The sequence below is a fragment of the Xanthomonas sp. CFBP 7698 genome (assembly GCF_003600855.1).
Taxonomy (GTDB): Bacteria; Pseudomonadota; Gammaproteobacteria; order Xanthomonadales; family Xanthomonadaceae; genus Xanthomonas; species Xanthomonas cannabis.
The window spans coordinates 553,227-570,927 of sequence record NZ_PRDN01000001.1 but is presented as its reverse complement, the minus strand read 5'-3'; the positions used below and the strand labels follow the sequence as shown (position 1 = coordinate 570,927).

Sequence of the window (17,701 nt, the reverse complement as noted above, 5' to 3'; positions counted from 1 at the left end):
TGCCGCGGCATGCCGTCGCGCGCCTCGCCCACGACACACAGGACGCCTCCTTTGAGCAACCAAGACCACCAGCCCACTGACGGCCGCGCCCAGGCGGGCGATGCGCAAGGCGCCGAGACGCACCAGGACCAGGAGCCGGCCAAGCCGTCGCCGCTGAAGAACCCCGAGGTCAAGTGGACGCTGATCCTGGTGGGCGTGCTGGTGCTGGTCCTGCTGGTGGTCTGGCTGGCCTACTACCTGATCAAGGGCCGCTACATGCAGGACACCAACAACGCCTACCTGCAGGCCGATTCGGTGGCCGTGGCGCCGCGTGTCAGCGGCTATGTGACCAAGGTGCTGGTGGGCGACAACCAGATCGTGGACGCCGGCCAGCCGTTGCTGCAGATCGACGACCGCACCTACCAGGCCACCCTGCAGCAGGCCGAAGCGGCGATTGCCGCACGCCAGGCCGACATCGTGGCCGCCACCGCCAATGTCGCCGGCCAGGAAGCGGCGCTGCTGCAGGCGCGGACCCAGGTGACCTCGGCGGCAGCCAGTCTCAAGTTCGCCCAGGCCGAGGTGAAGCGTTTCGCACCCCTGGCCGCCTCCGGCGCCGATACCCATGAGCACCAGGAAAGCCTGCAGCACGAGCTGGCGCGCGCACGCGCCCAGTACGATGCGGCCCAGGCGCAGGCCACCGGTGCGCAGAGCCAGATCCAGGCCAGCCGCGCGCAGCTGGAGCAGGCCCAGGCCGGCCTGAAGCAGGCGACCGCGGATGCCGACCAGGCCCGCGTGGCCGTGGAAGACACCCGCCTGACCAGCCGCATCCATGGCCGCGTCGGCGACAAGACCGTGCAGGAGGGCCAGTTCCTGGCCGCCGGTACCCGCACCATGACCATCGTGCCGCAGGAATCGCTGTACCTGGTCGCCAACTTCAAGGAAACCCAGGTCGGCCTGATGCGCCCGGGTCAGCCGGCCGAGATCGAGGTCGATGCGCTGTCCGGGGTGAAGCTGCATGGCAAGGTCGAAAGCCTGTCCCCGGGCACCGGGTCGCAGTTCGCCTTGCTGCCGCCCGAAAACGCCACCGGCAACTTCACCAAGGTGGTGCAGCGCGTGCCGGTGCGCATCCGTGTGCTGGCCGGCGAGGAGGCACGCAAGGTGCTGGTGCCGGGCATGTCGGTGGAGGTCACCGTCGATACGCGCTCGGCCAAGGACGCCAAGGAACGCGCTGAAAAAGAATCCGACCGCGTGCAGGAGCAGGAGCGCGCGCAGTGAGTACAGCGGCCGCCACCGGCCAGGGTGCCGGCGGCAGTGCCAGCCGCGAGAAGGCCGAGCCCGGCGCCTGGTTGGCAGTGCTGGCCGGCACCATCGGCTCGTTCATGGCCACGCTGGACATCTCCATCGTCAATGCCGCGCTACCCACCATCCAGGGCGAGGTCGGCGCCAGCGGCACCGAGGGCACCTGGATCTCCACCGCGTATCTGGTCGCCGAGATCATCATGATCCCGCTGACCGGCTGGTTCGTGCGCACGCTGGGCCTGCGCAATTTCCTGCTGATCTGCGCGTTGATGTTCACGGCGTTCTCGGTGGTCTGCGGGTTGTCGACCTCGTTGACGATGATGATCATCGGCCGCGTTGGGCAGGGGCTGGCCGGCGGCGCGCTGATTCCTACCGCGCTGACCATCGTTGCCACGCGCCTGCCGCCCAGCCAGCAGACCATGGGCACCGCCCTGTTCGGCATGACCGTGATCATGGGCCCGGTGATCGGCCCGCTGCTGGGAGGCTGGCTCACCGAAAACGTCAGCTGGCACTACGCGTTCTTCATCAATGTGCCGATCTGCGCGGGCCTGGTGGCGCTGTTGCTGCTTGGCCTGAAGCACGAAAAGGCCGACTGGGCCGGCCTGCTCAACGCCGATTGGCTGGGCATCTACGGCCTGACTGCGGGACTGGGCGGGCTCACCGTGGTGCTGGAAGAAGGCCAGCGCGAGCGCTGGTTCGAATCCAGCGAGATCAACATGCTGAGCCTGATCTCGTTGAGCGGGTTCATCGCGCTGGTGATCGGCCAGTTCCGCAGGCGCGCGCCGGTGATCCGGCTGTCGCTGCTGCTGCACCGCAGTTTCGGTGCGGTGTTCATCATGATCATGGCAGTAGGCATGATCCTGTTCGGCGTGATGTACATGATTCCGCAGTTTCTGGCGGTGATCTCCGGCTACAACACCGAGCAGGCCGGCTACGTGCTGCTGCTGTCCGGCCTGCCCACCGTGCTGCTGATGCCGATGATGCCCAAGCTGCTGGAGGTGGTGGACGTGCGCATCCTGGTGATCGCCGGGCTGATCTGTTTTGCCGCCGCCTGCTTCGTCAATCTGGGGCTGACTGCCGACACGGTGGGCATGCATTTCGTGGCCGGACAGTTGCTGCAGGGCTGCGGACTGGCGCTGGCGATGATGTCGCTCAACCAGGCGGCCATCTCCTCGGTGCCGCCGGAGCTGGCCGGCGATGCGTCTGGCCTGTTCAATGCCGGCCGCAACCTGGGCGGCTCGGTCGGCCTGGCGCTGATCTCCACCTTCCAGGAGCGCCGCATGACCTTCCATACCGAAACCATCGGCAGCGCGATCACCGCCAACGCGCCGCGTGCGCAGGAATTTCTGGCCGGCGTGACTGCGCAGATGCAGGGCAGCGCCGGTGGCGAAGCGGCGATTCGCTCCATCGCCCAATTCGCACGCGTGGTGCAACAGCAGGCGTTGGTGATGACCTACAGCGATCTATTCTGGATCTTCGGCGTGATCGTGGTCTGCACGATTCCGCTGGCCTTTTTGCTCAAGCCGTTACCCAAGGGGACGCACCTTGCAATGCACTGATTCCCTGCGCGCGATGCGCCTCCCACTGGCTGCGGCGCTGAGTGCCGTGCTGCTCGGCGGCTGCATGCTCGGCCCCAACTACACCAAGGCACCGGTCGTGGCCGATGCGGCCATGCAGGCGCCCGCGCTGCATCGCGCCAGTGGCGCGCAGGTGGTTGCCGCCGCGCCGCTGAACCACTGGTGGGAGCAATTGAACGACCCGCAGCTGACCCGGTTGGTGACCCAGGCGCTGGCCGACAGCCCCAACCTGCGCGCGGCGCAGGCCAGGTTGCGCGCCAACCGCGCGCTGGCGCGCCAGCGCCGCGCCGAGCGTCTGCCCAAGCTCAACGCCAGCGCCGTGTATGCGTATGCCGAGCCGCCGCAGACCATCGTCGATACGCTGGGCGGGCTGCAGCAAGGCCAGCCCGGGCAGCCGGGACAGGGCGATCAGGCGCTGGATCTGGAAAAGACCCAGATCTACAGCGCCGGTTTCGATGCCAGCTGGGAGCTGGATCTCTTCGGCCGCCGCCGCCGCGCCGCCGAAGGCGCACTGGCCCAGGCGCAGGCCTCCGAAGCCGAGCTGGCCGATGCGCAGGTGCAGCTGGCTGCCGAAGTGGGGCAGGTCTATCTCAACTACCGCGGGTTGCAGGCGCGGCTGGCCATTGCCGATGCCAATCTGGACAAGATCCGGCAGTCGCTGCAGCTGGTGCAACAGCGTCGTGACCATGGCGCCGCCTCCGACCTGCAGGTCGAGCAGATCGCCACCCAGGTGCAGCAACAAGAGGCGCAGCGCCTGCCGCTGGAGATGCAATTGCAGGAAGCGCTGGACCAGCTGGCGCTGATGGTCGGGCGCGAACCCGGCGCACTGGATGCGCAGCTGCGCGCGTCGCAGCCGCTGCCGATGCTGCCCAGCGAAGTGCGCGTGGACGATGCGGGGGCATTGATCCGCCGCCGCCCGGACGTACGCAAGGCCGAGCGCGAGCTGGCCGCGTCCAGCGCGCAGATCGGCGAAGCCTTGAACGGCTACTTCCCGCAGGTGACCTTGCTGGGTGGCCTGAGCTGGGTGGCCGGCTCGCCGAGCGATTTCAATTCCGACGCGTTGACCACCCTGGCGGTGCCGATGCTGCGCTGGTCCATCTTCGATTTCGGCAAGACCCGCGCGCAGGTGGAGCAGGCACGCGCGGGCAATGCCGGGCGCGAGGCGGCGTATGAAGGTGCGGTGCTGGCTGCGTTGCAGGATGCAAATTCGGCATTGGCGCGCTTCGGTTCGGCACGCAAGCAGCTGGTTGTCGCGCGCCAGGCCGAGGCCTCGGCCACGCGCTCGGCCGGGCTGATGCAGCAACGTCGCGATGCCGGGGCCACCTCGTCGATCGATCTGCTGGACGTGCAGCGCCAGCAGCTGTCGGCGCAGGACGCCGCCGCGCAGGCGCAGGTGCAGTTGCTGGTCAACTACGTCGCGTTGCAGAAGAGCCTGGGCCTGGGCTGGAGCGAGGCACCGCCGGAAACGCGCTGACGGGCAGGGCGGTCGCCCTGCGGCCGCCGCAGCCAGGGCAGCATTGCCTGCCGCAGGCTGCAGGCAATGCCGCCATTGCCCCTGGCCACGCTCGTCCCACGCGCGGCGGTGAATGCATGAGTCCGTGTCGGCCGCCTTCGTGGTTATGGGCTGCCCCACCGTTGATGCTGCACGCCGCATCCCGGACCGCGCGCACGGCGGTGGACACATGCTTTTGCCATCATGGCGCGCAGGCTCCGCACTCGGCGCCTGCGCGTATCCCCAGCGAGAGGAACCATGTCACTGACCGAAGCCTTGCCGCCCATTACCAGCACCGCAGATGCCGGCTACCTGTCCATCAGCCAAGTCCGCAAGGAGTTCGATGGATTCGTGGCGGTGGACGATGTCAGCCTGCAGATCCGCAAGGGCGAAATCTTCGCGCTGCTGGGCGGGTCGGGCAGCGGCAAGTCCACCTTGCTGCGTTGCCTGGCCGGCTTCGAGCGGCCGACCAAGGGGCACATCACGCTCGATGGCCAGCCCATCGATGCGCTGCCGCCGTACGAGCGGCCGATCAACATGATGTTCCAGTCATATGCGTTGTTTCCGCACATGAGCGTGGAGCAGAACATCGCTTTCGGGCTGAAGCAGGAAGGGCTGTCGAAGGCGGCCATCGCCGCCCGCGTCGGTGAGATGCTGGAGCTGGTGCAACTGGGCGCGCTGGCCAGGCGCAAGCCGCATCAGCTCTCCGGTGGTCAGCAGCAGCGGGTGGCACTGGCACGCTCGCTGGCCAAACGGCCCAAGCTGCTGCTGCTGGACGAACCGATGGGCGCGCTGGACAAAAAGCTGCGCTCGCAGATGCAGCTGGAACTGGTCAACATCATTGAAACCTCCGGCGTCACCTGCGTCATGGTGACCCACGACCAGGAGGAAGCGATGACCATGGCCACGCGCATCGCGTTGATGGACCAGGGCTGGATCCAGCAGGTCGGCACGCCCGATGAAATCTACGAACAACCAGCCAATCGCTTTGCCGCCGAGTTCATCGGTTCGGTCAATCTGCTCGACGCAGTCATCGTCGAAGACCAGCCGCAGTACGTCAGCTTGCAGACGCCCGCCTTCCCCGCCTGCATCCGCATCGGCCACGGCATCACCGGCTTCGAAGGCCAAGCGGTGGCCTTTGCGCTGCGCCCGGAAAAGCTCGCCATCGGCAAGGACGAGCCGGCGCAGGCCTGCAACAAGGCGCAGGGGGTGATTGAGGACATCGCCTATTTCGGCAGCCATTCGGTCTATCACGTGCGCCTGCCCAGCGGGGTCAAGCTGATGGCCAACTTCGCCAATCGCCAGCGCTGGGCCAGCGAGGCGCTGACCTGGGGGGACACCGTGTGGGTGGGCTGGGGCGAGGACGACGGCGTGGTGCTCACCGCATGAGGTCGCGCCTGTTCCGTCGCGGCTTGCCAGGCGCGCGCTGGGGCGTGATTGCCGCACCGTATCTGTGGCTGCTGGTGTTCTTCGCGATCCCGTTCCTGATCGTGCTGAAGATTTCCTTCGCCGAGCGTGCCACCGCCATGCCGCCGTATACGCCGCTATTTGCCTACGCGGCCGATGGGGCGGTGAGCGTCAAGCTGCATCTGGGCAACTATCTCGCATTGGTGCGCGACAGCCAGTATGTGGCCGCGTACCTGAGCTCGATCAGGATTGCGGCCATTTCCACCGCGCTGGCGCTGTTGATCGGTTACCCGATGGCGTATGTGATCGCGCGCCTGCCGTTGGCTACGCGCAACGTGGCAATGATGCTGGTGGTGCTGCCGTCGTGGACCTCGTTCCTGATCCGTGTCTATGCCTGGATCGGCATCCTCGATGGCAACGGCCTGCTCAATCGGGCACTGCTGGCGCTGGGCGTGATCAAGCAGCCACTGCAACTGCTGTACACGCCGATCGCCGCTTACATCGGCATCGTGTACTGCTATCTGCCGTTCATGGTGTTGCCGCTGTATGCCAACCTGGTCAAGCACGACATCCGCCTGCTGGAAGCGGCCTACGATCTTGGCGCGCGCCCGTGGCACGCGTTTGTGCGCATCACCTTGCCGCTCTCGCGCAACGGCATCGTGGCCGGTTGCATGCTGGTGATGATTCCAGCGGTGGGCGAGTTCGTGATCCCGGAAATGCTCGGCGGGCCGAACACCTTGATGATCGGCCGCGTGCTGTGGGGCGAGTTTTTCAACAACCGCGACTGGCCGGTGGCCGCCGCCGTGGCCACCGTCATGCTGGTGTTGCTGCTGGTGCCGATCGTGATCTTCCACCGCTACCAGCAGCGCGAGCTGGAAGGACGGCTGACGTGATGCGCGCCTCCCGCAGCGGGCGCCTGCTCGGTGGCGCCGTCCTTGCGCTGGGGTTTGGCTTCTTGTATCTGCCGATCCTGTTGCTGATGGTGTACTCGTTCAACGCCTCGCGCCTTGCCACGGTGTGGGGCGGGTTCTCGACGCGGTGGTATGGCGAATTGCTGCGCGACCGGCAGCTGCTGGAAGCGGCCTGGGTGAGCCTGGAGGTGGCGTTCTGGACCGCCGGTGCCGCCATGGTGCTTGGCACGATGGCGGCGATGGCGATGGTGCGCATGCGCCGCTTTCCCGGCAAGACCGTGTTCGGCGCATTGATCACTGCGCCACTGGTGATGCCCGAGGTGATCATCGGTTTGTCGATCCTGCTGCTGTTGGTCTCGATGGGGGGCGTGCTCGGCATCGCACCGCGTGGCGCGGTGGCCATCTGGGTGGCGCATGTCACCTTCACCGTGTCGTTCGTGACGGTGGTGATTTCGTCGCGCCTGCAGGAGCTGGATCGGTCGCTGGAAGAAGCGGCGATGGATCTCGGAGCCACGCCGCTGAAGGTGTTCTGCCTGATCACCCTGCCGCTCATCGCCCCGGCCTTGGCATCGGGCTGGCTGCTGGCCTTTACGCTGTCGCTGGACGATGTGGTGATCGCCAGTTTTCTGGCCGGGCCCAGTTCCACCACGCTGCCGATCAAGGTGTTTGCGTCGGTGCGGTTGGGCATCAGCCCGAAGATCAACGCGCTGGCCACACTGATGGTGCTGGCGGTATCGGTCGCCGCAGCGATCGGTTGGTGGCTGCTGGCACGCAGCGAAAAACGCCGCCTGCGCGATCAGCAATTGGCGTTGCAACACGAGAGCTGACGGCACCGTACACAGGTATGCGCCATCGCAGTGCGACCCGTGGTCGCAGGCGGGCGAACACAGCGTTGCGCTATTTTCAGGCCGTTGTGACGCGGTCCGAACCCATCGGCCACTAGCATTGGACGTCTTGCTACTGGAGACCGTCATGTCCTACGACACCGTGAACCCGGCCACCGGCCAGGTCGAGCATACCCAGCAGACCCTGGACGCCGCCGGCATTGAGGCGCGCCTGGCCGCTTCCGCCAAGGCGTTTCCGGCGTGGGCCGCGCTGCCGCTGGCGGAGCGGGGTGCCTTGCTGCGCCGCGTCGGCGAAGAGCTGACTAGGCGACGCGAGGACCTGCAACGCATCATGACCGCCGAAATGGGCAAGCTGCGCGTCGAGGCGCTGGCCGAGATCGACAAGTGCGCGCAGGGCTGCGCCTATTACGCCGAACACGCAGCCGAGTATCTGGCGCCACGCAACATTCCTACCGAAGCGCAATCGAGCTATGTGCGCTACGAACCGTTGGGCTGCGTCTTTGCGGTGATGCCGTGGAATTTCCCGCTGTGGCAGGCGTTTCGGTTTCTGGCGCCGGGCCTGATGGCCGGCAACGTGGCACTGCTCAAGCACGCGAGCAATGTACCGCGCTGCGCCGACGCCATGAAGGAGGTGCTGGACGCCGCGGGCATCCCGCCGGGCGTGTTCGATGTGCTGCATATCGACAACGACCAGGCCGCCGACGTGCTGCGCGACGACCGCATCGCCGCAGTGACGCTCACCGGTAGCGAACGCGCCGGGCGTTCCCTGGCCGCGAATGCGGGCGACCAGCTGAAGAAATGCGTGATGGAGCTGGGCGGCAGCGATGCCTTCGTGGTGCTGGAAGACGCCGAGTTGGAGCACACCGTGCAATCGGCAGTGCAGTCGCGCTTCGACAACAGCGGGCAGACCTGCATCGCCGCCAAGCGCTTCATCGTGGTGGACGCGATTGCCGATCGATTCATCGAGCGCTTCGTCGCTGCGGCGTCCAAGCGCGTGGTTGGCGACCCGCAACAGGAAAGCACCACATTGGCGCCGATGGCACGTGCCGATCTGCGCGACGAACTGCACAAGCAGGTGCAGGCCAGCGTCGCCAAGGGCGCCACCGTCTTGCTGGGCGGCGAACCGGTGGCCGGCTCGCATGCGGGCTACCCGGCAACCATCCTCGACAATGTCGCGCCCGGCATGCCCGCCTATGACGAAGAATTCTTCGGCCCGGTCGCGTCGATCATTCGCGTGGCCGACGAGGCAGAAGCGGTGCGCGTGGCCAACGACACCACCTTCGGGCTGGGCGGCAGTGTGTGGACGGCAGACGCCAAGCGCGGCGAACGCGTCGCCCAGCAGCTGCAGTGCGGCGCGGCATTCGTCAACTCGGTGGTCAAGAGCGACGTGCGCCTGCCGTTCGGCGGCATCAAGCGCTCAGGCTTCGGGCGCGAACTCGCCGATCACGGCATCCATGAGTTCATGAACATCAAGACGATTTATGTAGCTTGAAAGCCGGGAATCGGGAATCGGGAATCGTAAGAGCGGTTCCGTCGATCTGCCGGGGAAGGGATGATGAGGAGACCCCTTCGCATTCGGGCCAAAGTCCGCAGTGAGCCGCTCTACCAATTCCCTATTCCCGACTCCCCATTCCCGGGCCGCTACGCGGCTCTAAAGCCACCGAGCGCGCTTGAATAGGCGATACAACACCAGGCACGAGGCGACCACGCCGCCCACCAGTAGCGGGTAGGCGTAGGGTTTGTCGAGCTCGGGCATGTGGGTGAAGTTCATGCCGTACCAGCTGGTGATCAGGGTGGGGGCGGCCAGCAGGGCGGCCCAGGCGCCGAGGCGTTTGACGGTCTCGCCTTGCGCCAGCGTCACCATCGACAGATTGACGCTCAGCGCGGTGCCCAGCATTTCACGCAAGGTGTCGATGGCATCGTTGATGCGCACCGCATGATCGAGCACGTCGCGTAGATAGATGCCGACCTCGTCGTGAATCAGCCCGCCGGGGTTGCGCTTGAGGTGCGAGAGCACATCCTGCAGCGGCGCCACCACCAGGCGCATCTTGTTGAGCTCGCGCTTGAGCTCATACAGTCGCACCACGGTTTCGCGCTTGTAGTTGTCGGCAAAGATGTCCTTTTCCAGGCCTTCCAGCGTGTCGCGGAACTCGTCCATGATCGGCAGGTAGTTGTCGACCACGAAATCCAGCACACCGTACAGGCAGAACGAAGCGCCCATGCGCAGCATTGCCGGTTCGCGTTCGACCCGGTGCCGCACCGGTGCATACGACAGCGACGCGCCGTGGCGCACCGTCAACAGAAAGCGCGCGCCCAGAAACGCATGCGTTTCGCCATAACGGATGCGTTCGTTGACCAGCTGCGCGGTGTTGACCACCACGAACAACGAGTTGCCGTAGCTTTCCGCCTTGGGGCGCTGATGCGCCTTGAGCGCGTCCTCGATCGCCAGATCGTGCAGGCCAAACTCGTCCTGCAACTTGTGCAGCACCGATTCCTGCGGCTCGTACAGCCCGACCCACACACAGCCGTCGGGGCGCTGCAGCACATCGCTGATCTGCTCCAGGCTGATGTCGTGGCGTGTGCCGTCACCGTCGTAATAGGCACAGGTGATGACGCAGGACGGATTGTCTGGATGACGGCCGTGGGTGTTCATGGGCGCATCCTGGATCAGCGCGTGTGGACGGGCACATCACGCCGGCGCAGGGCGACCGCGAGCGCAGCATGGACGGGCAACAGCAGCATCACCCACTGCAGGTTGTCCTGGGCCTGGAAGGAGAGCCAGTGGATCACCAACGCCAGCAATGCGCCGGCGGCCACCAGCCATGCCAGCACGTTGAACCAGCGGCCCGGCCGATGGCCCAGCTGCAGCCGGATGCCGCCGAACCACAGCAACACGCACAGCGGATTGACCAGCAGCAGGTTGCGGTTGGCCCACGCGGACTGATGCGCGGTGAAGCCCCACAGATACACCAGCAGGCCGCCGCCGATGGCGCACAGCAACCAGAACGGCAGTGCCAGCCCGGCCAGCAGACGTTGCCGGCGGCGCAGCGCCAGCACGCCGGCGGCCACCAGCACGCCGGCCAGCAGCCACGGCCACCAGTGCCGCTGCTGTTCGGCAGGCTCGGGCGCCACGCGGTGCGGCAGCAGCACCTGGGTGGATTGCACCAGCGGCCGGCCGGCGCTGTTGTGCACCTGGGTCAGGCTGTCGGCCAGACGCATCGGCACGAACGCTTCTTCCCAACGTGACAGGGGACGATCGGCGTACGGACCCAGGCCCAGGTCGAAGCCCAGCCACATCCACGGCGCAGGGGAGGCCAGGCGTACCGCTTCGCTGCGGTAGGTATTGCCGCGCGAGCGGCCGGCCAGTTGCGACTTGAGCGTGCCGCCCATGGCACGATCCAGCGCATCGCGCACCATGGTGGCGCAATTGGCTTCGAAGTAATCGTAGTGATACCGCGCGTTTTCCGGCCGGCTACGGACAGCCAGGCCATCGGCAAGCGCGCGTGCCTGCTCGGGCGGCAGATCCAGCCACTGGATGCTGACGCCACGGCCGACGCTGCGGTACTGCGACAGGTCTTCTTCCAGCGGCAGCGCCACCAGGTAGTACATCATTTCGCCACGCGCAAAGCGCGGTACGAAGTCCGGCTCGCTGGGGTCGAAGAAGCCGAAGTTGTAGGAGGTCGCCTGCTGGGTGAGCGGGTCCACCACCACGATGGCGTCATGTCCGAAGCGTTCGAAGAACACTTCGCCGGGCTGCATGGTGACCACGCCCACCCGCGGCGCCGGTGGCTGTGCGTTCTGTGCGAAAGCAAATGGCGCCAGCAGCGACATCAACAGCAGCAGCGCGCAGGCAGCCAGCCATTGCCGGGCGCCACGGCGCGGCGGCGCAGTGGCGGTGCTGCAGGTGGTCTGGTTCAAGCGTCGTCCTGAGGGTCGGGCGGCAGGATGGTGACGTGGAAGGCATGCACGCGGCGCGCATCGGCCTTGGCCACGCGGAACGCAAACCGCCCCAGGGTCAGCTCTTCGCCGGTCTCGGGCAGATGGCCGATCGCATCGGTGACCAGTCCACCGACGGTGTCGTATTCGTCGTCCGGAAATTCGGCGCCGAAGCGCTCGTTGAAGTCCTCGATCGGCGTCAACGCATCGACCACGTAGCGGCCATCGGCCTGGATCGCGATCAGCGAATTCTCTTCCTCGGCGTCGTCGTGCTCGTCGTCGATCTGGCCGACGATCTGTTCCAGCACGTCTTCGATGGTGACCAGGCCGGCGACACCGCCGTACTCGTCCACCACGATCGCCATGTGGTTGCGCGAAAGGCGGAATTCCTTGAGCAGCACGTTGAGCTTCTTGGACTCGGGGATCAGCACCGCCGGGCGCAGCAGTTCGCGCACGTTACCGGGCCCGTTGTCGGCAACCACGCCGCGCAGCAGGTCCTTGGCCAGCAGGATGCCGAGTACTTCGTCCTTGTTCTCGCCGTGCACCGGGAAGCGCGAATGGCCGGATTCGACCACCTGCTTCATCAGGTCGATGAAGCGCGCTTCCACCGGCAGCGAAACCATCTGCGAGCGCGAGATCATCACATCGCCCACGGTGAGCTCGGACACGGAGATCGCGCCTTCCATCATGCGCAAGGTGTCTGCGGCGATGAGACCGTCCTGCTCGGCGGTGCGCAGCAGCGCGACCAGTTCGTCGCGGGTGTGGGGCTCACCGGAGAAGGCCGCGCTCAGGCGTTCGAGCCAGCTGCGGCGTTTTTCGGAGGGTTCTGAGGTGTGGCTACTGTCGTCTTCGGACATCGTGACGGGGAAGGGCACCCGGCAAACCAGGCATTAGCGATCAGTCTAGCAGGAAGCCGCTAACACGCTGTGGATGCGCGGGCAGGTGCCAGGTCTCAGGGCAGGTCCAGGCTGTATCCGCAGCCGACCACGGTCTTGCCGGGGTGCGATTTGACGTTGGTCACGCTCAGCACCACCGATTCGATCATCGCCTCGCCGGTCTTGGGGTTGGTGGTGTCCTCGCTGACCAGCTCGCGGCCGTACATGACCTTTTCGGCGTTATCCACGCCCAGTTCCAGCTGCAGCTGCCTGGCCAGCGGGCGCGGATCGGGCAGGTCCAGGATCGCCACGATGCTGGCGCCGGAAAAGGCGATGTGGTTCGTGCTGTGGCCGAACACGCGGATCGGCGTATTGAGGGTGTATTCGGTCATGAACAGGTTGGACTGATCCAGCGGCGTCCAGCCCAGCGCCACCGCCTTGAGCGGGTCGGCCAGCACCGGCGCCAGCGCGTTGAAATCGCCGATGCGCTGGCGGCACTCGATCAATGCCGGCAGGTCGGGACGCACCGGGGCGGCCTGCGCCCAGCCCGTCGCCGGACTCAGCAACAGCCCCGCGATGGCAATGGCCGCGCGCATCAACGCTCCCCCGCGTAGGGGTCGTCGATGCCCAGATCGGCCAGGATTTCGCGCTCCAGCTGTTCCATCGCATCGGCCTCCTTCTCGTCTTCGTGATCCCAGCCCAGCAGGTGCAGGGTGCCGTGCACGGTCAGGTGCGCATAGTGTGCAGCCAGCGACTTGCCCTGTTCGGCGGCCTCGCGCGCCACCACCGGCGCGCAGATCACCAGATCGCCCAACAGCGGCATCTTGATGCCCTTGGGCAGGCCCTCCGGCAGCTCGGCCGGAAAGCTCAATACATTGGTGGCGTAGTCCTTGCCGCGGTAGTGATGATTGAGCGAGCAGCCTTCCTTCTCGTCGACCACGCGCACCGCCAGATCGGCCTCGCGGATGCGGCCCTTCAGCGCGGCAGCCACCCACTTGCGAAAACTCACCGCCGAGGGCAGTCCGGCGCGTGGCAACGCATAACTGACGGCGACGTCGAGGCGGACGGGTCCACGGGTCATGGCGAGCGCTTCCTGGGCAAAGAGATCAACGAGTGCAGGTGATCAGCAGGAGCACCGTGGGCCCATTGGGCACGCGGTAGCTCGAGCTGCCAAGCGGGCCGCGCCCGCAATCGTGATTGTAATCGCGCACCCGCACGCTTGAAACGAACCCGGGCTGATCGTGCAACCAGACCGCCGCAATGCCGTCTTCCAGCAACTTGCCGATCAGCAACTGGCTGGCGCGGTGCGCATGCGCGACCGGTGAACTTTCGCAACCGCGTGCATCGGTGACGGTTCCCGGCAGATCGAGCAACCAGCATGCCGAGGGATACCCGGGCACCATCGCCTGCAGCGTTGCGGTGGGAACACTGATGCTGACAGCTTCGGTAGCCAGGGAAATACAAGGAGGCGTCACCCGGCCGGCCGGAATGACATCGCGGTCGACGATCTCCGGCGGTAGCGGCGTCTGGCTGGCGTTGATTGATGCCGGCGTCGCCATTGCAATTGCCAGCATCAGGCCGGCAATTGTCCTGCTCACTCGGGATTGCCCTTGGCAGCGCTTTCCTGCTGATCGCGCTTGTCGTAGGCAGTGACGATGCGTTGCACCAACGGGTGCCGCACCACATCACGCGCTTCGAAGAAGGTGAAGCTGGCGCCTTCCACGTCACGCAGCACCTCAATCGCATCGCGCAGGCCGGACTTGACGTGCTTGGGCAGGTCGATCTGGGTCAGGTCGCCGGTGACCACGGCAGTAGAGCCAAAACCCAGGCGGGTCAGGAACATCTTCATCTGCTCGATGGTGGTGTTCTGTGCCTCGTCCAGGATCACGTAGGCATCGTTAAGCGTGCGGCCGCGCATGTAGGCCAGCGGTGCGATCTCGATGACGTTCTTCTCCAGCAGCTTGACCACTTTTTCCACGCCAAGCATTTCGTAGAGCGCGTCGTACAGCGGTCGCAGGTACGGGTCCACCTTCTGGCTGAGGTCGCCGGGCAGGAAGCCCAGCTTCTCGCCGGCTTCCACCGCCGGGCGCACCAGGATCAGGCGCTGCACGCGCGACTCGTTCAAGGCTTCCACCGCGCTGGCCACGGCAAGAAAGGTCTTGCCGGTACCGGCCGGGCCGATACCGAAGTTGATGTCGTGGGTGGCGATCGCATGCAGGTATTTGGCCTGGTTGGCGCCCCGGCCACGCACGGTGCCGCGCTTGACCTTGATGGCCACATCCTGCGGCTGGTACGCGCGTTCAGCCACCTGCTCGACATTGGCATCGTTCAAGCGCAGGTGGATGGCGTGATTGTCGAAGGTGACCGAGGCCGCTTCGTCATACAGCGCGGTCAGCAGCGACTGCGCGGCGGCGATTGCCGGCTCCGGGCCGGTGATGCGGAAGATATTGCCGCGGTTGGCGATCTCCACGCCCAGCTTGAGTTCGATCTGGCGCAGGTGCGCGTCGAATGGGCCGGCAAGATTGGCCAGGCGCTCGGTGTCGTCGGGTTCCAGGGTGAAGTCGCGATAGGCAGGTGAGTTCATGGTCGGATCGGACAGCGCGCGCAGGCGGCGTCGGTAGGGCGGCAGACGAGGGTAGCGCGCTGCATGTGATCCCACCAACAAACCGGACGGCGCAGCGTGGCGGCCTGCAGGCCTGGGATGTTCTCCACAACCGCTGTGGAGTCACGCATCACTAACCTGTGGATAGAGTGCGCCAGCCCTACTGGCACAAGGCCTGGCAGGTGGGTGGTGAAAAAATCGCCAGTGCGCGGGCGGTTGTCCACAAACGATGTGGATCGAATTCGGCAAAGCCTGTGGGTAAGTGCGGCGGCACCTTGTGCAGCAAGGCGGCTCAGATGTGTGGCGAAATTTTGACCAGCGGCTGCGGCTGCAGTCATGGCACGCGGAGCAGCCAGCCAAGCGCGCATGGCGCCGGGCAGGCAAGATGGCGTGCACGCAATGCGTGATCCCGCTGAGGAGCGCTGTGCCGGGGCACGCGCAGCCCGGCACACGCCGGACTGTGCACGCGCATGCAAACGTGGTGCGCCGTTGCCGATCACCAGGCTCGCGATCGATGTCGGATGCAGATTTCTGCGCGCGCCGAAAAGTGCGTCAGCTCGCTCGACGGACGCACTGCTGCAGGCGATGCTGCGACCGGCAACGCCGACTGCGCTGCCGGAATCGGATCACGCCTCGTCGTCCTTTAGATGAAGGCGGCCGCGCAACGAATTGCTCATCGCCTCGGTGATCAGGACATCGACAAACTGCCCTATCAGCCGCGGATGGCCGGGGAAATTCACCGGGCGCATGTTTTCGCTCTTGCCGGTCAGCTCGTTCGGGTCGCGACGCGACGGGCCTTCCACCAGCACGCGTTGCACGCTGCCGACCATGGACTGCGAAATGCTCGCCGCATGCGTGTTGATGTGCGCCTGCAAGCGGGCAAGGCGCGCCTGCTTGACCGCTTCGGGCGTGTCGTCCTGCAGGTCCGAGGCCGGCGTGCCCGGCCGACGCGAATACACGAACGAAAAGCTTTGATCGAAGCCCACGTCTTCGATCAACTTCATGGTCTTTTCGAAATCCGCTTCGGTCTCGCCGGGGAAGCCGACGATGAAGTCCGAGCTGATCGAGATATCCGGACGCACCGCGCGCAGCTTGCGGATCTTGGATTTGAATTCCAGCGCGGTGTAACCGCGCTTCATCGCCGACAGGATGCGGTCGCTGCCTGCCTGCACCGGCAGATGCAGGTAGTTGGCCAACTGCGGCACGTCGCGATAGGCATCCACCAGCGAATCGGAAAATTCCAGCGGATGCGAGGTGGTGAAACGGATGCGGCCAATGCCCTCGATCTGCGCAATGGTGCGAATCAACAGCCCCAGGTCGGCGTACTGCGCCGCGTCGCCGGCGTCGGCGCCGTAGGCACCACGGTAGGCGTTGACGTTCTGGCCAAGCAGGTTGATCTCGCGCACGCCTTGCGCGGCCAGCTGCGCCACTTCCACCAGCACGTCCTCGAACGGCCGGCTGACTTCCTCGCCACGTGTGTAAGGCACCACGCAGAACGAGCAATACTTGGAGCAGCCTTCCATGATCGACACGAACGCCGACGGGCCCTCGGCGCGCGGTTCGGGCAGGCGGTCGAACTTTTCGATCTCCGGGAAGCTGATATCCACCTGCGACTTGCCAGACGCGCGCCGTGCACGTATCAGCTCCGGCAGCCGGTGCAGCGTCTGCGGCCCGAACACCAGGTCCACGTACGGCGCACGCTTGACGATGCCATCGCCTTCCTGCGACGCCACGCACCCGCCCACGCCGATGATCACCGGCGTACCGCCGGCCTTGGCGCGGCTTTCCTTGAGCAGCCGCCAGCGCCCCAACTGGCTGAACACCTTCTCCTGTGCCTTCTCGCGGATGGAGCAGGTGTTGACCAGCACCACGTCGGCTTCTTCGGGGTTGTCGGTCAACTCCAGGCCTTCGGCGGCGGCGAGCACGTCGGCCATCTTGGCCGAGTCGTACTCGTTCATCTGGCAACCGTGGGTCTTGATGTACAGCTTGCCGCGCACCACGGCAGGCGCCGCCGGGCGGGCGACCGGCAACGGCAGCAGGGCAGGGGCGTCCACGGCGGTGGCCGCGGGCAGATCGGAAACGGATGTCCCGGGCATGGCGCTTAATCCAGGCGGGTTGAGTGAGCCGCGCAGTTTACCCGCTTGGGCAGGCAGCGTCCGCACCGGGCCGGCCATCGACTGCTGCGGCGCGGGCCACCGCCGGCCGTGCGGCCATCCGGGCGATGTAGGCACGGGTCGGTGCCGGCGGGTCGATCAGGCCGAATTCCACCATCCAGCCCAGTGCGCCACCCCACAGCACATCGGCCGCGCTGCAGCGCGCACCCAGCAGGTAGTCGCCCTGCGCCAGCTGCGCATGGACCACCGCCAGCACGGTATCGGCGTCGGCATAGGGCGAGAGCGAGCGCGGTGGCGCCTCGCGCTTGAGCGCAAGATCCATGATCGCCGGCTCGAAGGCCGAGCCGTAGAACGCCAGCCAGCGCAGGTAGGCGCCACGGTCGGCATCGCCTGGCGCCGGCGACAGCCCGGCTTCCGGATACATCTCTGCCAGGTACTGGTAGATGGCGCCCTGTTCGGTGACCACGCTGCTGCCATGGACGATGGTCGGGATCTTGCCCATCGGGTTGATCGCCAGGAACTCCGGCGAGCGCTGCTGCGCGTGTTCCAGATCGACGAAGCGAACATCGTAGCTGGCGCCCAGCTCTTCCAGCAGCACCAGCACACCGCGCGAGCGCGAACGGGGGTTGTGGAACAGGGTGATATGGCGGGCGTCGGACATTGC

General features: G+C 66.1%; 16 protein-coding genes. 7 read left to right on the top strand and 9 right to left on the bottom strand.

Annotation, left to right across the window (positions count from 1 at the left end; all coding sequences use genetic code 11):
- The first annotated feature begins 51 nt into the window (after nucleotides 1–51).
- From XnspCFBP7698_RS02460 to XnspCFBP7698_RS02430, 7 genes are all read left to right on the top strand, one after another.
- Nucleotides 52–1,254, top strand: coding sequence for an HlyD family secretion protein (locus XnspCFBP7698_RS02460; protein WP_104579596.1), 1,203 nt, complete (start codon nucleotides 52–54; stop codon nucleotides 1,252–1,254).
- Nucleotides 1,251–2,837, top strand: a complete 1,587-nt coding sequence (locus XnspCFBP7698_RS02455; RefSeq protein WP_104579597.1) for an MDR family MFS transporter — start codon at nucleotides 1,251–1,253, stop codon at nucleotides 2,835–2,837. The genes XnspCFBP7698_RS02460 and XnspCFBP7698_RS02455 overlap by 4 nt, the downstream gene beginning before the upstream one ends.
- Nucleotides 2,838–2,841: 4 nt before the next feature.
- Entirely contained in the window at nucleotides 2,842–4,329 is a 1,488-nt protein-coding gene (locus tag XnspCFBP7698_RS02450) for an efflux transporter outer membrane subunit (RefSeq protein ID WP_199680088.1), read from the top strand.
- Between the two features lie 276 nt (nucleotides 4,330–4,605).
- On the top strand, nucleotides 4,606–5,736 hold the full coding sequence (gene potA / locus XnspCFBP7698_RS02445) for a polyamine ABC transporter ATP-binding protein (RefSeq protein WP_104579599.1): 1,131 nt from the start codon (nucleotides 4,606–4,608) through the stop codon (nucleotides 5,734–5,736).
- A complete protein-coding gene (locus tag XnspCFBP7698_RS02440) occupies nucleotides 5,733–6,647 on the top strand; it encodes an ABC transporter permease subunit (RefSeq protein ID WP_104579600.1) in 915 nt (304 codons plus the stop codon). Before potA ends, XnspCFBP7698_RS02440 begins: the two co-directional genes overlap by 4 nt.
- Nucleotides 6,644–7,492 (top strand): ABC transporter permease subunit, encoded by an 849-nt coding sequence (locus XnspCFBP7698_RS02435; RefSeq protein WP_104579601.1) that lies wholly within the window; start codon nucleotides 6,644–6,646, stop codon nucleotides 7,490–7,492. The genes XnspCFBP7698_RS02440 and XnspCFBP7698_RS02435 overlap by 4 nt, the downstream gene beginning before the upstream one ends.
- Nucleotides 7,493–7,637: 145 nt before the next feature.
- Nucleotides 7,638–9,002 carry an NAD-dependent succinate-semialdehyde dehydrogenase gene (locus tag XnspCFBP7698_RS02430; RefSeq protein WP_104579742.1) on the top strand — a complete coding sequence of 455 codons (1,365 nt, stop codon included), beginning with the start codon at nucleotides 7,638–7,640 and terminating at the stop codon, nucleotides 9,000–9,002.
- Between the two features lie 159 nt (nucleotides 9,003–9,161).
- Here the strand turns inward: XnspCFBP7698_RS02430 and XnspCFBP7698_RS02425 are convergent, their stop codons facing one another.
- The 9 genes from XnspCFBP7698_RS02425 to XnspCFBP7698_RS02385 all read right to left on the bottom strand — a co-directional run bounded on the left by XnspCFBP7698_RS02425 (nucleotide 9,162) and on the right by XnspCFBP7698_RS02385 (nucleotide 17,698).
- Nucleotides 9,162–10,163 carry a magnesium and cobalt transport protein CorA gene (locus XnspCFBP7698_RS02425; protein ID WP_039407843.1) on the bottom strand — a complete coding sequence of 334 codons (1,002 nt, stop codon included), beginning with the start codon at nucleotides 10,161–10,163 and terminating at the stop codon, nucleotides 9,162–9,164.
- Between the two features lie 14 nt (nucleotides 10,164–10,177).
- Nucleotides 10,178–11,428 (bottom strand): DUF4105 domain-containing protein, encoded by a 1,251-nt coding sequence (locus XnspCFBP7698_RS02420; RefSeq protein WP_123137242.1) that lies wholly within the window; start codon nucleotides 11,426–11,428, stop codon nucleotides 10,178–10,180.
- Complete coding sequence (locus tag XnspCFBP7698_RS02415) at nucleotides 11,425–12,303, bottom strand: transporter associated domain-containing protein (protein ID WP_005989773.1); 879 nt, start codon at nucleotides 12,301–12,303, stop codon at nucleotides 11,425–11,427. The genes XnspCFBP7698_RS02420 and XnspCFBP7698_RS02415 overlap by 4 nt, the downstream gene beginning before the upstream one ends.
- A gap of 95 nt (nucleotides 12,304–12,398) precedes the next feature.
- On the bottom strand, nucleotides 12,399–12,917 hold the full coding sequence (locus XnspCFBP7698_RS02410) for a hypothetical protein (RefSeq protein ID WP_123137241.1): 519 nt from the start codon (nucleotides 12,915–12,917) through the stop codon (nucleotides 12,399–12,401).
- Nucleotides 12,917–13,402 (bottom strand): rRNA maturation RNase YbeY, encoded by a 486-nt coding sequence (ybeY, locus tag XnspCFBP7698_RS02405; RefSeq protein ID WP_047697745.1) that lies wholly within the window; start codon nucleotides 13,400–13,402, stop codon nucleotides 12,917–12,919. Before ybeY ends, XnspCFBP7698_RS02410 begins: the two co-directional genes overlap by 1 nt.
- A gap of 25 nt (nucleotides 13,403–13,427) precedes the next feature.
- Entirely contained in the window at nucleotides 13,428–13,919 is a 492-nt protein-coding gene (locus tag XnspCFBP7698_RS02400; RefSeq protein ID WP_123137240.1) for a hypothetical protein, read from the bottom strand.
- On the bottom strand, nucleotides 13,916–14,905 hold the full coding sequence (locus tag XnspCFBP7698_RS02395) for a PhoH family protein (RefSeq protein ID WP_123137337.1): 990 nt from the start codon (nucleotides 14,903–14,905) through the stop codon (nucleotides 13,916–13,918). The genes XnspCFBP7698_RS02400 and XnspCFBP7698_RS02395 overlap by 4 nt, the downstream gene beginning before the upstream one ends.
- A gap of 644 nt (nucleotides 14,906–15,549) precedes the next feature.
- Entirely contained in the window at nucleotides 15,550–17,019 is a 1,470-nt protein-coding gene (miaB, locus tag XnspCFBP7698_RS02390; protein WP_047697749.1) for a tRNA (N6-isopentenyl adenosine(37)-C2)-methylthiotransferase MiaB, read from the bottom strand.
- 37 nt (nucleotides 17,020–17,056) lie between these two features.
- Nucleotides 17,057–17,698 carry a glutathione S-transferase family protein gene (locus XnspCFBP7698_RS02385; RefSeq protein ID WP_104579608.1) on the bottom strand — a complete coding sequence of 214 codons (642 nt, stop codon included), beginning with the start codon at nucleotides 17,696–17,698 and terminating at the stop codon, nucleotides 17,057–17,059.
- Between the last annotated feature and the right edge of the window lie 3 nt (nucleotides 17,699–17,701).

Bases quoted from the DNA above. Each gene is read 5' to 3' on its own strand.
- XnspCFBP7698_RS02415 (WP_005989773.1), bottom strand. From the start codon at position 12,303: ATGTCCGAAGACGACAGTAGCCACACCTCAGAACCCTCCGAAAAACGC.
- XnspCFBP7698_RS02385 (WP_104579608.1), bottom strand. From the start codon at position 17,698: ATGTCCGACGCCCGCCATATCACCCTGTTCCACAACCCCCGTTCGCGC.
- XnspCFBP7698_RS02430 (WP_104579742.1), top strand. From the start codon at position 7,638: ATGTCCTACGACACCGTGAACCCGGCCACCGGCCAGGTCGAGCATACC.
- miaB (WP_047697749.1), bottom strand. From the start codon at position 17,019: ATGCCCGGGACATCCGTTTCCGATCTGCCCGCGGCCACCGCCGTGGAC.
- XnspCFBP7698_RS02440 (WP_104579600.1), top strand. From the start codon at position 5,733: ATGAGGTCGCGCCTGTTCCGTCGCGGCTTGCCAGGCGCGCGCTGGGGC.
- XnspCFBP7698_RS02425 (WP_039407843.1), bottom strand. From the start codon at position 10,163: ATGAACACCCACGGCCGTCATCCAGACAATCCGTCCTGCGTCATCACC.
- potA (WP_104579599.1), top strand. From the start codon at position 4,606: ATGTCACTGACCGAAGCCTTGCCGCCCATTACCAGCACCGCAGATGCC.
- XnspCFBP7698_RS02395 (WP_123137337.1), bottom strand. From the start codon at position 14,905: ATGAACTCACCTGCCTATCGCGACTTCACCCTGGAACCCGACGACACC.
- ybeY (WP_047697745.1), bottom strand. From the start codon at position 13,402: ATGACCCGTGGACCCGTCCGCCTCGACGTCGCCGTCAGTTATGCGTTG.
- XnspCFBP7698_RS02410 (WP_123137241.1), bottom strand. From the start codon at position 12,917: ATGCGCGCGGCCATTGCCATCGCGGGGCTGTTGCTGAGTCCGGCGACG.